At 62.2% G+C, this 12,945-nt stretch carries 14 protein-coding genes; 9 read left to right on the top strand and 5 right to left on the bottom strand.

Features of this window, described 5'->3' with window-relative positions:
• Positions 1–14 precede the first annotated feature (14 nt).
• Both NKJ84_RS04525 and NKJ84_RS04520 read right to left on the bottom strand, forming a co-directional pair.
• Complete coding sequence (locus NKJ84_RS04525) at positions 15–629, bottom strand: Fic family protein (RefSeq protein ID WP_352475455.1); 615 nt, start codon at positions 627–629, stop codon at positions 15–17.
• 10 nt (positions 630–639) lie between these two features.
• Positions 640–828 carry a hypothetical protein gene (locus NKJ84_RS04520; protein WP_352475456.1) on the bottom strand — a complete coding sequence of 63 codons (189 nt, stop codon included), beginning with the start codon at positions 826–828 and terminating at the stop codon, positions 640–642.
• A gap of 215 nt (positions 829–1,043) precedes the next feature.
• Here NKJ84_RS04520 and NKJ84_RS04515 point away from each other — a divergent pair, with 215 nt between their 5' ends.
• On the top strand, positions 1,044–1,532 hold the full coding sequence (locus NKJ84_RS04515) for a nucleoside deaminase (protein ID WP_352505524.1): 489 nt from the start codon (positions 1,044–1,046) through the stop codon (positions 1,530–1,532).
• A gap of 94 nt (positions 1,533–1,626) precedes the next feature.
• Here NKJ84_RS04515 and NKJ84_RS04510 read toward each other — a convergent pair whose 3' ends face one another.
• A complete protein-coding gene (locus NKJ84_RS04510; protein ID WP_352505523.1) occupies positions 1,627–2,523 on the bottom strand; it encodes an NAD-dependent epimerase/dehydratase family protein in 897 nt (298 codons plus the stop codon).
• Between the two features lie 145 nt (positions 2,524–2,668).
• Here NKJ84_RS04510 and NKJ84_RS04505 point away from each other — a divergent pair, with 145 nt between their 5' ends.
• A complete protein-coding gene (locus tag NKJ84_RS04505) occupies positions 2,669–3,607 on the top strand; it encodes an NAD(P)-dependent oxidoreductase (protein ID WP_352505522.1) in 939 nt (312 codons plus the stop codon).
• An 827-nt stretch (positions 3,608–4,434) separates the two neighbouring features.
• Here the strand turns inward: NKJ84_RS04505 and NKJ84_RS04500 are convergent.
• Positions 4,435–5,214 (bottom strand): FadR/GntR family transcriptional regulator, encoded by a 780-nt coding sequence (locus NKJ84_RS04500; protein WP_023675806.1) that lies wholly within the window; start codon positions 5,212–5,214, stop codon positions 4,435–4,437.
• 147 nt (positions 5,215–5,361) lie between these two features.
• Positions 5,362–6,351 (bottom strand): sugar-binding protein, encoded by a 990-nt coding sequence (locus NKJ84_RS04495; RefSeq protein ID WP_023675805.1) that lies wholly within the window; start codon positions 6,349–6,351, stop codon positions 5,362–5,364.
• Positions 6,352–6,777: 426 nt separating this feature from the next.
• Here NKJ84_RS04495 and NKJ84_RS04490 point away from each other — a divergent pair, with 426 nt between their 5' ends.
• The 7 genes from NKJ84_RS04490 to NKJ84_RS04460 all read left to right on the top strand — a co-directional run bounded on the left by NKJ84_RS04490 (position 6,778) and on the right by NKJ84_RS04460 (position 12,944).
• Positions 6,778–7,518, top strand: a complete 741-nt coding sequence (locus NKJ84_RS04490) for an ATP-binding cassette domain-containing protein (RefSeq protein WP_023675804.1) — start codon at positions 6,778–6,780, stop codon at positions 7,516–7,518.
• 34 nt (positions 7,519–7,552) lie between these two features.
• Positions 7,553–8,551, top strand: a complete 999-nt coding sequence (locus NKJ84_RS04485; protein WP_352453761.1) for an ABC transporter permease — start codon at positions 7,553–7,555, stop codon at positions 8,549–8,551.
• A gap of 278 nt (positions 8,552–8,829) precedes the next feature.
• On the top strand, positions 8,830–9,657 hold the full coding sequence (locus NKJ84_RS04480) for an AraC family transcriptional regulator (protein ID WP_352505521.1): 828 nt from the start codon (positions 8,830–8,832) through the stop codon (positions 9,655–9,657).
• 103 nt (positions 9,658–9,760) lie between these two features.
• Positions 9,761–10,204, top strand: coding sequence for an SRPBCC family protein (locus tag NKJ84_RS04475; protein ID WP_352505520.1), 444 nt, complete (start codon positions 9,761–9,763; stop codon positions 10,202–10,204).
• A 31-nt stretch (positions 10,205–10,235) separates the two neighbouring features.
• A complete protein-coding gene (locus NKJ84_RS04470) occupies positions 10,236–11,030 on the top strand; it encodes an FAD binding domain-containing protein (protein WP_352505519.1) in 795 nt (264 codons plus the stop codon).
• Positions 11,031–11,080: 50 nt separating this feature from the next.
• Positions 11,081–11,563, top strand: a complete 483-nt coding sequence (locus NKJ84_RS04465) for a (2Fe-2S)-binding protein (protein WP_352505518.1) — start codon at positions 11,081–11,083, stop codon at positions 11,561–11,563.
• 13 nt (positions 11,564–11,576) lie between these two features.
• Positions 11,577–12,944, top strand: a complete 1,368-nt coding sequence (locus NKJ84_RS04460; RefSeq protein WP_352505517.1) for a xanthine dehydrogenase family protein molybdopterin-binding subunit — start codon at positions 11,577–11,579, stop codon at positions 12,942–12,944.
• The last annotated feature ends 1 nt before the right edge of the window (position 12,945 follow it).

The raw sequence follows: 12,945 nt of genomic DNA, 5'->3' as shown, positions 1-12,945 counted from the left end.
GAGCGGGAAGTTGGTCAGTTTGAAATTTGGCCGCCGGCTTGGTCGATGACGGAAATGAGCTGTTTCGCGAGCATTGCGCGAATCATATTCTCCATCTCACTGATGTCCTCTTCACCATTGCTAGCAGCCTCATCGGCCATTTCGAGAGCCTCAATGTAATGGCTATTATCGGTCTCGATTTGTTGAGGGATTGTTGGGGACCCCGGCAACACGTAACCCAATTTAGTGCTCAACAATAAGTAGGATAATGCTCGAGAGGTGCGGCCATTTCCGTCAGCAAACGGGTGAATCCAATTCAGCCGCCACATGGCATACGCTGATAGATAAAACGCAGTTCGCTCGTGCCAATTGTCGTTTATGTAATCACAAAATTCGGTTAGGTGCGTTGTCACCAAATGAGGCGGCGGCGGCGAGTGCTTACTCTTGTGGATGCCGGCGGGGTTTTTGCGTATTTCCCCGGGCTCGGCTTCTATTCCCTGAACAGCCTCTCGCTGCAGGTCCAAAATTAAAGGAACCCGAAGGGCGAACGGCCGATCGGGTTCCAAATAGTAACGAATGACATCTAGCGTTAGGTCGTACTGGCGAAATCCATTTTCAATCTCAAGCCGTGTGTTGTGATCGACCGCCACGCTTTACTCTCTACCGGCCGTGGACAGCTTCTCTCGGCACACGATGCGAGATTTCTTCCACCAGTTCACGCGTCACATTGCTATTTTCGATCTTCGTGTTTCCGTACACGAAGCTGTTGCGCTGTTCGTTGCGCTGCTCGTCGTTCATGTGAACGCCCTTTGCTAGCTCAACGAGTCTAGAAAGGTTGTGGTCGCCCATTCGTGCCTCCTGCTGATTTGTCACTAGAACATAGTGCGTACGCAAGAGGTTGCCAATGCGCTAATCGCCACCGGTACGCTTTGTATGGCCCGCGCTTTCCCGCCTTCGGTGCCATCGCTGGTCGGGGCGCGTGAAACTGACTCACTACCGCCCAGGCTGCTGACTTGTGTCGGGGGATTGTTCGGCACTATGGTCAAGCGGCGGAGGATCTGCCGATGCCACAACGGCCCTATGATGAGCGTTTGCTCCGTCAGGCGTTCGAAGTCGCGCGCCGAGCCCGCGATGCTGGCGAACATCCCTTTGGTTCGCTCCTCGCCGACAAGGACGGCAATGTGTTGCGCGAGCAGCCCAACGGTTACAAAGCCGGCGGCGGCGACCGCACCGCTCACGCCGAAAGGCTGCTGGCCTCGTGGGCGGCGATGAATGTCAGTCTCGAAAAGCTGGCTTCCTGCACCCTCTACACCTCGGCCGAACCTTGCGCGATGTGCTCTGGGACAATCTATTGGGCGGGCATCGGACGGGTCGTCTTTGGGCAGAGCGAACATGACCTCAAGCGGGTAACGGGTGCACATGTCGAGAATCCCACGCTCGACCTGCCCTGCAGGATCGTCTTCGAAGCCGGGCAGCGTCCGACTGAAGTCGTCGGCCCGCTGCTTGCCGACGAAGCGGCGCAGCTCCAGGCCGAATTCTGGAAAGACAAGTAGCTCGATTGCCCGCGCGCGGCAAACGCGCGAGCCTAGCCTCGTGACGAAAAATCGGGGCTGGCCCAGTGCCGGCTCCGCGTCAGCTGCGCGCCAGTCAGCTCGCCTTGACGTATTTCCGCCAGCTGTGCTCAGGCCGGAAGCCGAGCATGTCGCGCGCCTTGCGGTTGGAGAGCAGCGTCTCGTATTCGCCAAGATCGCCCTTGACGGGCACGTCGGGATAAAACCGCTTCAAAAGTTCGGCCGTCGGCAGGTCGGACGAGGTGTCGTCATTGGCGGCGTTAAACACCTGATAGCCGAGCCCGTCCTTCTCGATGGCGCGCAGCGTGATCTGGCCGAGGTCGCGCGCGTCGATATAGCTCCAGGCGATGCGCTTGCGGAAACCCGGATCGGCGAACCATTTCGGAAACAGCGAATATTCATGCGGCTCGATGACGTTGCCGATGCGCAGGGCATAGATGTCGCTGCCATCGCGTTGTGCAAACGCCCGCGCGGTCTTCTCGTTGACGACCTTAGACAGCGCATAGCTGTCCATCGGATCGACGTCGTATTCCTCGTCGAGCGGAAAATGCGTCGGATCGCGCGGTTCGTTGGCGAAGACCAGGCCGTAGGTGGTTTCGCTGGAGGCGATCACCACCTTGCGGATGCCGAGCTTCACCGCAGCCTCGATGACGTTGTAGGTGCCGAGCGCGTTGATGCGGAACACCTCGTTGTCGGGCGTGATCATGATGCGCGGGATCGCCGCGAAATGCACCACGGCATCGACCGGCTGCGAACGCAGCGAAGGATCGAATTCATGCAGGCCCATATAGCTCGACAGCGCATTGAACACCTGCCCGCTGTCGGTGATGTCGGTGATCAGCGTGCGCACCTTGGGATTGTCGAGCGGCTTGGTGTCGATGTTGAGCACCTGGCAGCCCTGCTCGACCAGATACTGCACGACGTGGCGCCCGGCCTTGCCGCTGCCGCCGGTGAACATGATCCGCTTCGTCATTTTGCTCTCCTAAGATTCATGTGTATTGTCAGACAATACCGAACTCTGCAATCGCCTGCCACGGCATGCGGCAAAAACCCGCTTCAACAATTCGCCGGCAAGCTGCAGCGCCGTCATCCATCATTGCAAAATAGGACGAAACGACATGAACACTACCGCCGCGAGCGAAAAGATCGGCTTCATCGGGCTTGGCCTGATGGGACACGGGATCGCGAAGAACATCGTCGACAAGGGCTATCCGCTGACGTTTCTCGGCCGCAAGAACCGCGCGCCGGCGCAAGACCTGCTCGGCCGCGGCGCCAGGGAGGCGACGACCTCGCGCGACGTGGCAGCGGCATCCGACATCGTCTTCATTTGCGTCACCGGCTCGCGCGAGGTGGAAGCCATCATCCGCGGCCCAGGCGGCCTCAAGGAAGGCCTGAAGCAGGGATCGGTTATCGTCGACTGCTCGACCTCGGATCCTGTCTCGACGGTGGCGCTGGCCGCCGAGCTCAAGGGGCTCGGCGTCGATTATGTCGATGCCCCGCTCAGCCGCACGCCGAAGGAGGCTTGGGAAGGCACGCTAGACACCATGGTCGGCGCGCCCGATGCAGTCTTTGCCCGGCTGAGGCCGGTGCTCGAAACCTGGGCCGGGCGCATCGTCCATATCGGCGACACCGGCGACGGCCACCGCATGAAGCTGCTCAACAACTTCATTTCGCTCGGCTACGCCGCGATCTATTCCGAAGCGCTGGCGCTGGCGCAGAAGGTCGGCATCTCGCCGCCGCGCTTCGACAGCGTCATCCGCAACGGCCGCATGGACTGCGGCTTCTACCAGACCTTCATGCGCTGGACGCTGGAAGGCGACCGCGACGCCCACAAATTCACCATCGCCAACGCCTTCAAGGATCTCACCTATCTCGAATCGATGGCGGGTGCCGCCGGTATCGCCAACCCGCTCGGCAACGCCACCAAGAACGCCTTCGCAGGCGCCTTCGCGGCCGGCCCCGCCGACCAGTACGTGCCGATGCTGGCCACGCATATCGGCAAGGTCAACGGCGTCGACCTGATGCCGACCAGGGACGGCAAGAAGCAGACGATCTGAGAACGTTGGGATTAACGCCTGGGAGTGGTCGCAACTGTAGACGTTCGCTGCCGACCAGCTACAGCCGCCAATCTCCAACGCTGGCGATTAGCCACATGACACCACACCTTCGTCATCCAAGGGCGGAGCAGGAGCGAAGCGACGTCGCGCAGACCCTGGGATCCATGCCGTGACATCAGCCGAAGAATGCAGCGGCTCAGAACGGCGCTTGTATCCGCCATTGCGCTCGTTGCCCTTCCACCATGATCGCGAGCCAGAAGCTGCTGAAGCGCTGGTTCCGCCAATGGACGACCGAATTGATCGAGACGACCAGTCCCAGAGTGCTTCGAGCTTTTTCGCAGGACGGGGGTGGCAGCGTTTGGTTCTGGTCCGCTGGAGCACTGCCGCAAGGTAACGGCATGGATCCCAGGGTCTGCGCCGCGTCGCTTCGCTCCTTGCTCCGCCCAGGGATGACGAAGGGAGGGGATGACGAAGGGAGGGTTTCGGCTAATCTCCTAAATTTGCGATTTGCGACTGACGGGAACGATCGACCTTCGTTGCTGGTTGACCCGACTTACACGCAGTTGGCCGAGAAACGATCGAATCAGCGCCGAAACCGGCCGATAACGTCGTCGGTATTGGCGAGAAGTCTGTGCACCAAAGCACGCGCACTTCCGATCGGAAGAAGCCAAAAACAAAAACCCGCCTCGGTGGGCGGGTCGTCGGCGCCAATTCGCACCATACCCAAATTAGTAGCATAGCTGCCGGCACAAATCAAGAACAAAGTACATTGCGACGATAAAAACCGAATTCCTGTCCCACCCGAGTTCGCCAGCCCTGTGCAACCATCACCGCCGCGACCGGCCGATAACGTCGTCGGTGTTGGCGAGAAGTCTGTGCACCGCGGCACGGGCTGCAGCCGGTCGCTGCAGGCGGATGTTCTTCTCGATCGCCTCGTGTAGTGCCTGCGCCCGCCGCTGATCGCTGGTCTCGCGGGTGACGAACTGGAACAAATGGTCGAGCGCCGATTCGATCAGCACGCCGAGCGGCACCAGCAGATCGTTGCCCGAGGCGCGCAGGATGGCGAGGTGAAACCGCGTGTCGGCGCGCGTGCGCTCCTGCAGGTTGGTCGCCTCGCCCATCTCGCGGCAAGCCTGGCTGATCTCGGCCATCTGCTCGTCGGTGCGTCGCATCGCGGCAAAGGCGCTGGCCTCCGGCTCGATGATGTGGCGGAATTCCTGCACGGTCCTGAGGAACACTTCGCGGTCCGGCGAGGTCGCATACCAGGCCAGCACGTCGCGATCGAGCAGGTTCCAGCGCTCCTTCGGCTCGACCCAGCTGCCGATCTTCGGGCGTGACGCCAATAGGCTCTTCGCCATCAGCATTTTTATGGCTTCGCGCACCGCCGAGCGGCTGACGTCGAAGGTCTCGGACCATTTGGCTTCGTTGGGCAGGATGGTTCCCGGCGGATAGTCGCCGCGCACGATCCTCAGCCCGATTTCGTTGGCCAGCGACGCATGCACACTCGAGCCGGGAAAGTGTGCGGCATCGGCACGCCGAACGACGGCCGGCCGCCCAGGCTCTGCCTTGAATTTGGCGGGTCGCTTTTTTGATGTCGCGTCCGGCATTGGTATTCCCCGGCAACTGCTTGTCGAAAGCCTGAACTCAGGGCACGGCAAAGCAGCGGCCTACGCTCCAAAGCAGCGTCGCCTCGTGCGTTTGTATGGACGATGTGTAACGGGGCGCCCGTCGAAGGGCGCCCCGAAATTGCCGACCTACTTCTGGATGCAGGTGTCGACCGTGTCCTTGGTGCATTCGTCGAGGCCGGTGAACACCGGATCGGCGACCGGCTTGCCGTCGACCAGGTCGATCATCACCGAGGGCGCCTTGTAGCCCATCTCGAACGGCCGCTGGCCAACCAGCGCGGTCACCAGCCCGTCACGAGCAATCGCCACCTCGTCGCCGATCGTGTCGGCGGCGCCGATGACGAAGGCGTTGCTGGCGATCTTGTCGGCCATCGGCTTGAACAGGTCGCGGTAGGGCTGCGGAGCGCCGAACAGCGGCCAGCCGCCCATGATGCCGAAGGCGTCGAGATCGGGATTGGCGGCGAGGATGTCGGTCATCGCCTGCACGCCCTTGGCGCCGTCGTCATTGGTGAACACCGGGCAACCCGCAACTTCCGTCCAGCCGCCTTCGCCCGCCAGCGCCGCGAGGCCGTCCTTGCCCGAAAGCGCGTCACGCATGCCCTGCGCGCGGCGCAGGATGTTGTCGGCGGCCGGATTGCCTTCGATGGTGCAGATCTTGCCGCCATTCGGCTTGGCCTTCTTGATGTATTCGCCGATCTTGTGACCCATCAGGTAGTTGTCGGTGCCGAGGTAGGTCTTGCGCAGCGCCGCGTCTTCCTTGCTGAGGTCGGCGTCGAGGGTCATGATCGGGATCGACGGATTGGCGCTTTTGATCGTCTGCGCGATCAATGGCGCGTTCGACGGCGAAATCGCCATCGCCACCGTGTCGGGCTTGCTCAGCATGTCCTGGACGATCTGGGCTTCACCGGCCTCATCCGAGGTCGATGCCGGTCCGGTGTAGAAGCACTCATATTCCGAGCTGGCGTTTTCCTTGTTCCATTTCTCGCAACCCTGGTGGATGGCCTCGAAGAATGGATTGTCGAGACCCTTCACGACGATGACGAGCTGTTTCTTGGCCATAGCCGGCCCGGCACCCAGCGCCATGACGGCGGCGGCAGCGAGCAATAGTGATTTCCTCATGTCAGTCCTCCCTTTGAAACAAACGGACACGGCGTGCCCGCCACACACAGACCGACCCGGAGCAAGATGACAGAGGACGTCGCACTCGTGTCGCCAAGCCAGGTCGATAAGCATTTTCATATTCAGTCTCAGACCGGCACCGACAGATATCGCTGGTTACCAAATCCCTGACCGACAAACCCTCACCGATTCCTTCCGGCAACCCGGTGGCTCGGCGCAAGCTCCTCCGACACTTAGCTAATATCGCCTTGTCATCGACGTCAATGCTATTTGTCCTACAAAACTGATTTTTCGAAAGAAGCCGTGGTTGACGCCAAGGAGGCTTATGCGTAAATGGGCAAAATCGCTGCTTCCGGGAGGAACTGGGGAGAGCGAATGGCCGCGGCAGAACCGCAGGCCGCAAAGCACGGGGAGGCAAGAAGGCTGGTGGCGGTTCTCGAACTCACCAACATCTCGAAGCATTTTGGCGCCATCCAGGCGGTCAACGACGTTTCGTTGTCGATCGAGGCCGGACAGGTTGTCGGCCTGATGGGCGACAACGGCGCCGGCAAGTCGACGCTGGTCAAGATGATCGCCGGCAATTTCCCGCCGAGCCATGGCACGATGCAGATGGACGGCAAGGAGCTGATCCTGCACAAGCCGGTCGAGGCGCGCCAGCACGGCATCGAAATCGTCCATCAGGACCTGGCACTGTGCAACAATCTGACGGCCGCCGCCAACGTCTATCTCGGCCGTGAATTGCGCCGCGGCCTCGGGCCGCTTCGCATCCTCGACTATGCCGCGATGTACAAGCGTGCCGGCCAGATCTTCGCCGAGCTGAAATCCGAAACCCGCCCGCGCGACCTGGTCAAACAAATGTCGGGCGGCCAGCGGCAAGCGGTGGCGATCGCCCGCACCATGCTTTCGCAGGCCAAGATCGTGCTGATGGACGAGCCGACGGCGGCGATCTCGGTCCGCCAGGTCGCCGAGGTATTGAACCTGATCCGCCATTTGCGCGACCAGGGCATCGCCGTCGTGCTGATCAGCCACCGCATGCCCGACGTCTTTGACGTCGCCGACCGCGTCATCGTCATGCGGCGCGGCCGCAAGGTCGCCGACAAGACGATCGCATCGAGTTCGCCGGAAGAAGTCACCGGGCTCATCACCGGCGCCATCGAACAGGTATGATTGACCCCTCAACCATGAGTAAAAAAGGTCGATAATGGCAGTCACCCTTGATCAGACGATCGCGCACAAGCAGCACACCTTGCTGAGCAAGGTGTTTGCCAGCCAGACCTTCTGGGTGGTGATCGCGGTCATCCTCGCCTGCCTGTTCCTGTCGGTGGCAACGGATTCCTTTGCCACGACCAAGAACCTCTACAACATCACCCGCAACGTCACCTTCGTCGCCATCGTGGCGCTTGGCATGACCTTCGTCATCATCACCGGCGGTATCGACCTGTCGGTCGGCTCGGTGCTTTGCCTGTGCTCGATGGTGCTGGCCGTGACCATGCATGCCGGCTACGGCATCGAGATCGGCATTGGCGCTGCGATCGCCACAGCGCTGATCATCGGCGCCTTCAACGGGGTTCTGATCGCCTATCTCGGCTTTCCGCCCTTCGTGGTGACGCTTGGCATGCTGTCGATTGCACGCAGCCTTGCCATGGTCGCCTCCAACAACACCGTCGTCTTCCAGTTCGGACCGGACCACGACAAGCTGCTGGCGCTGGGCGGCGGCGCCTGGGTGTTCGGCATTGCCAATCCGGTGCTTTACATGATCGTGCTGGCGTTGATCACCGGCTTTGTGCTGCGCTGGACGAAATTCGGCCGGCACATCTTCGCCATCGGCGGCAACGAGCATGCGGCAACGCTGACCGGCGTTCCGGTGCGCCAGATCAAGGTCGTCGTCTACATGATCTCGGCAATGGCGGCTGGCCTTGCCGGCATCATTCAGACCGGCTGGCTGGGCGCGGTCACCACCAATCTCGGCAACGGCATGGAGCTTCAGGTGATCGCCGCCACCGTCATCGGTGGCGCCAACCTGGCCGGCGGCATGGGCACAGCCTTCGGCGCGGTCGTCGGCGCGGCGCTGATCGAGGTCATCCGCAACAGCCTCGGCCTGCTCGGCATCAATGCCTTCTGGCAAGGCGTGTTCATCGGCGGCGCCATCCTGCTCGCCGTGCTGTTCGACCGCATCCGCAATTTCAGGCGCAACGACTGAATCTCGGCCGCATCCCGACGCTGAATCATAGACCGTTCGCCGGTTGAATTGCCGGCCTCGAGGCCTCGCCGGCGCTGGTCGCCGGCCGACCGCATCTGTCTTCCCATAGCGGCCTTGAAACGCTCGCCTTCCTCCTATCGCCGGGTCTGAAAATCCGCCGCTGCGGCGCATGGCCGGCGCCCGGACGTGCACATGCGTCTTGACGCAAGCCCAAACTGCGCCGCACAATCGCTCGCAGCAGGCGAAGGGAGGCCAGTCGCCTGCGGGAGGATATACCCATGACGGAAGCGATCAGGCTCTACTGGGGCCGGTTCGGACATGTTTCTGTCCTGAACGTCGCCAGCGACTTCGTCACCCATGCCCATGTCGAGGCGCATATCATCATCTGGCTGGAAGGCACCGCCGGCGAGATGACCATCGGCCGCGAGACGGTGCGGCTTGGACCTGGAACCGCCGCCGGCATCAATTCCTTCCAGCCGCATAGCCACGCTCTGTCCCGCGACGGCACGCCCGGCCTGTTCCTGGCCTTTTACATCGATCCGGACTGGGCCCGAAGGCGCCGCGAACTGCCTTCCTCCGCGCCGCTGTTCTCCGCCCCGGCGATCACGCTCGAGCCTTGGCTGCACAGGGCAGCGGGTAACCTTCTCGACCATCTCAGCGACAATGAGAGCATCGACGACATCGCCAATTACGAGATCGAGCGCTTCATCGACAGCGTACTCGACGCCGCCGACGCGTCCGCACCGCAGACGGTGCGCGCCCGCGTCAACACCATGCAGGACTTCCGCGTCCGCAAGGCGATCCAGCTGATGAAAGCCAATGTCTGCGAGCGCATCTGCTTCGACGACGTGGCGCGCAGCGTCGGCCTGTCGCGGCCGCATTTCTTCGCCCTGTTCAAGGAACAGACCAATCTGACGCCCAACGTCTATTGGAACACGCTGCGCATGGAGGAAGCCGTGCGGCAGCTGCAGTGGTCGCACGAGCCGCTGATCTCGGTCGCCTGCAATCTCGGCTTCACCACGCAGGGCAATTTCTCGCGCTTCTTCCGCGACCATGTCGGCGTCCCGCCGACACTCTATCGCGAGGCGGCACGGGCCATTTCCTGAACCATTTTCAGACTTATTGATAGGCGTTCAAGACGCATTGATAAGCGCGGTCGGGCTCGCCGCTCTACCCTTGCGACATAGATATCTGCGAGGGAACGATCATATGGCGAAAGTCACCATCTCCAGCGTCATCGACGCGCCTGTCGAAAAGGTTTGGGCGCGCATACGCGACTTCAACGGTCTGCCAAGCTGGCACCCGCGCATGGTCGAAAGCCATATCGAGGACGGCAAGGATGCCGGCACGATCGGCTGCGTGCGCAATTTCCAGCTCGCCAGCGGCGCCCGTCTCCGCGAAAAGCTGCTCGATTTCTCCGACGAGAATTTCCTCGTCAGCTACGCCATCCTGGAGACGCCGCAGCCGCTCAGCAACCACAAGGCGACACTGCAGTTGCGACGGGTGACCGACGGCGACCGCACCTATGCCGAATGGACCGCCAGCTTCGACGCGCCCCCAGAGGAAGCCGACAAGCTGGCCGAAGGCATGGGCGCAAACGTCTTCCAGGGCGGCTTCAACGCTCTGAAGGCCCATTTTGCCGGCCAAGGTTGAACTGGACTGTGCTGACAAACAGGAGCGTTCCATGACGCTTGCACTGCAGACTTTCCCGACGGTGAAGGACGCCGGCGCGGCGCTGAAAGCCGCTGGCGCCCGCTATCTCGGTGGCGGCACGCTGATCGTGCGCGCCGCCAATGAAGGCGATGTGTCGATCTCCGGTTTCGTCAGGTCGACCGAACCGGCGCTGTCGGTCATCCGCATTTCCGGCGGCGAGGTCCGCATTGGCGCTTCGGTGACCATGGCGGCGATCGCCCGCCATCCGGATCTCGCCCCCCTGGCCCACGCCGCGCGCGTCGTCGGCGGACCGGCGATCCGCAACATGGCGAGCGTCGGCGGCAATCTCTTCGCGCCGACACCTTACGGTGATTTCACCGTTGCGCTGCTGGCTCTGGACGCAACCGCCAGCACCGGTGACGGCGAGCTGCCGATTGAGACATTCCTCGCAAGGCGCGAGAGCAATGACGCCATCGTCACCGCGGTCGGCTTCACGCTTCCGAAGGAAGGCGGCTTTCGCTTCCTGAAAGTGTCGAGGGTCAAGCCAAAGGGCGTCTCGGTGCTGAGCATCGCCACCGTGCTGGAACAGGCGCCGGACGGAACCGTGTCGTCAGCGCGGATCGCGTTCGGCTGCATGGCCGATCGGCCGATCCGTGCCAGGGCGGCGGAGAAAGCCCTGATTGGCCGGAATCTCACCGCCGAAGGCATCGCACCGGCACTGGCTGTCGCGCGCGACGGCATCTCGCCGCCCACCGATCCGATCGCCAGTGCCTGGTATCGCAACGAAGTCCTGCCGGTCCATCTCGGCCGGCTGCTGCTCGCCTGAAAGACCGGGGCGCGTATGTCCGCCTGGCTGCGGCGCAAGGAGTAAAAAAGATGGCAAAGGTCCCGGTTCAGTTCACGCTCAATGGTGCCGAAAAGGCCGAATTCATCGACAGCGGCACGACGCTGCTTCATGCGCTGCGCGACAAGATCGGCGACACCTCGCCGAAGGGCGGCTGCCATCAGGGCACCTGCGGTGCGTGCTCCGTCATCATCGATGGCGAACTCCGGCTCTCCTGCCTGACGCTGGCCGAGGCCTGCAATGGTGCGACTATCACCACAACGTCAGGGCTTCCGGAAGGCGGCGTGCTGCATCCGCTGCAACGCGCTTTCCTCGATGCTTTCGCCACGCAATGCGGTTTCTGCACACCGGGCATGATCATGGCAGCCAAGGTGCTGCTCGATCACATACCGAACCCCAGCCGCGAGGACGTGGTCGAGGCGCTGTCGGGCAATATCTGCCGCTGTACCGGCTACGAGCCGATCATCCAGGCGGTGCTGACCGCCGCGCGGTCCAATTCGCAGAACGCGGCTTGAGGGGGTTAAGAAAATGGAACTCCGCAAGAGCTATTTCGCCGACCAGCGCAAGGACGATCTGCACGAGATCGGCCAGCCGCGGCCGCGTTCGGATTCACCCGGCCATGTCACCGGCAAGACCACCTATTTCGCCGACCGCAATTTTCCCGGCATGCTGCATTTGAAGATGGTGCGCAGCCCGCACCACCACGCCCGCATCCGCAGCATCGACATATCCGAAGCGGAAAAGCACCCAGGCGTCGTCAATGTGCTGACCGCCAAGGATGTGCCCCACAATGTCTACACCATCCTGATCCTGATCCAGATCGGGCCGGAGGACGAAACGGTGCTGGCCGACGGCAAGGTGCGCTGGAAGGGCGAGGCGGTGGTGGCGGTGCTGGCCGAGACCGAGCGTGCCGCCCAGGAAGCCGTCGCCAAGGTCAAGGTCGATTACGAGGTGCTGCCGGCCGTCTTCGACATGGACGAAGCGTTGAAGCCCGGCGCGCCGATCGTCAACGAATATCACGGCCGCAATTATTACCTCTACGACAGCGGCGAATGCCGCAAGGTGCGCTTCGGCGATGTCGAGGCAGGCTTTGCCGGAGCCGACCACGTGCTCGAACAGACCTACCAGTCTTCACCGATCGAGCATGCGCCGACCGAGACGACAGGCTGCATCGTCGCACCCGAGGGTAACGACCGCTTCACCTGCTACACCAACACGCAGGCGATGTTCTTCACCCTCGACAACGCCTCGATCATCCTGCAGATGCCCGGCAACAAGCTGCATTTCGTCGGCGGCACCGTCGGCGGCGGCTTTGGGGGCAAGGTCGACGTCATCGTCGAGCCGATCGCCATCCTCGGCGCCAAAATAACAGGACGACCGGTCTGTTTTATCTACAGCCGCGAGGAAGAGATGCAGATTTCCTCGCCGCGCGCCGCCGAGAAGGTCGTCATCAAGGACGGCGTCATGAACGATGGCCGCATCGTCGCGCGCAAAGTCACCGGCTACACCGATGCCGGCGCCTATTCGCGCCATTCGCCCTACGGCGCGCAGAAGGGCGCAGGCCACTATCCCGGCCCGTATACGATCCCGAACGTCTGGATCGACACTTATTGCGTCTACACCAACCGCACCCCGTCCTCGGCGATGCGCGGTTTCGGCGTCACCATCGGCGATTTCGCGCTGGAGGTGCAGATGGACAAGCTCGCACGGCTGATCGGCATGGACCCGCTCGAATTCCGCTTCATCAACGCCTACCGCGACGGCGACATGAAGGCGCATCGCCAGCCGACCGAGGGAGCGGCGCTGATCGAGTGCATGCAGGAAGCCTCACGCGCCGCCAACTGGCCGGTGGCGGAGAAGTTCATGGCGATGTCGTCTTACGCGAAGGGAGCTTGAG

This window comes from Mesorhizobium sp. M0048 (genome assembly GCF_040323405.1).
GTDB lineage: Bacteria > Pseudomonadota > Alphaproteobacteria > Rhizobiales > Rhizobiaceae > Mesorhizobium.
This window is presented reverse-complemented; position numbering and strand designations above follow the sequence as displayed.

What these genes read in the sequence shown, in the direction of transcription:
- NKJ84_RS04520 (WP_352475456.1), bottom strand. Translation starts at nt 828, where the DNA reads ATGGGCGACCACAACCTTTCTAGACTCGTTGAGCTAGCAAAGGGCGTT.
- NKJ84_RS04515 (WP_352505524.1), top strand. Translation starts at nt 1,044, where the DNA reads ATGCCACAACGGCCCTATGATGAGCGTTTGCTCCGTCAGGCGTTCGAA.
- NKJ84_RS04510 (WP_352505523.1), bottom strand. Translation starts at nt 2,523, where the DNA reads ATGACGAAGCGGATCATGTTCACCGGCGGCAGCGGCAAGGCCGGGCGC.
- NKJ84_RS04505 (WP_352505522.1), top strand. Translation starts at nt 2,669, where the DNA reads ATGAACACTACCGCCGCGAGCGAAAAGATCGGCTTCATCGGGCTTGGC.
- NKJ84_RS04500 (WP_023675806.1), bottom strand. Translation starts at nt 5,214, where the DNA reads ATGCCGGACGCGACATCAAAAAAGCGACCCGCCAAATTCAAGGCAGAG.
- NKJ84_RS04495 (WP_023675805.1), bottom strand. Translation starts at nt 6,351, where the DNA reads ATGAGGAAATCACTATTGCTCGCTGCCGCCGCCGTCATGGCGCTGGGT.
- NKJ84_RS04485 (WP_352453761.1), top strand. Translation starts at nt 7,553, where the DNA reads ATGGCAGTCACCCTTGATCAGACGATCGCGCACAAGCAGCACACCTTG.
- NKJ84_RS04480 (WP_352505521.1), top strand. Translation starts at nt 8,830, where the DNA reads ATGACGGAAGCGATCAGGCTCTACTGGGGCCGGTTCGGACATGTTTCT.
- NKJ84_RS04475 (WP_352505520.1), top strand. Translation starts at nt 9,761, where the DNA reads ATGGCGAAAGTCACCATCTCCAGCGTCATCGACGCGCCTGTCGAAAAG.
- NKJ84_RS04470 (WP_352505519.1), top strand. Translation starts at nt 10,236, where the DNA reads ATGACGCTTGCACTGCAGACTTTCCCGACGGTGAAGGACGCCGGCGCG.
- NKJ84_RS04465 (WP_352505518.1), top strand. Translation starts at nt 11,081, where the DNA reads ATGGCAAAGGTCCCGGTTCAGTTCACGCTCAATGGTGCCGAAAAGGCC.
- NKJ84_RS04460 (WP_352505517.1), top strand. Translation starts at nt 11,577, where the DNA reads ATGGAACTCCGCAAGAGCTATTTCGCCGACCAGCGCAAGGACGATCTG.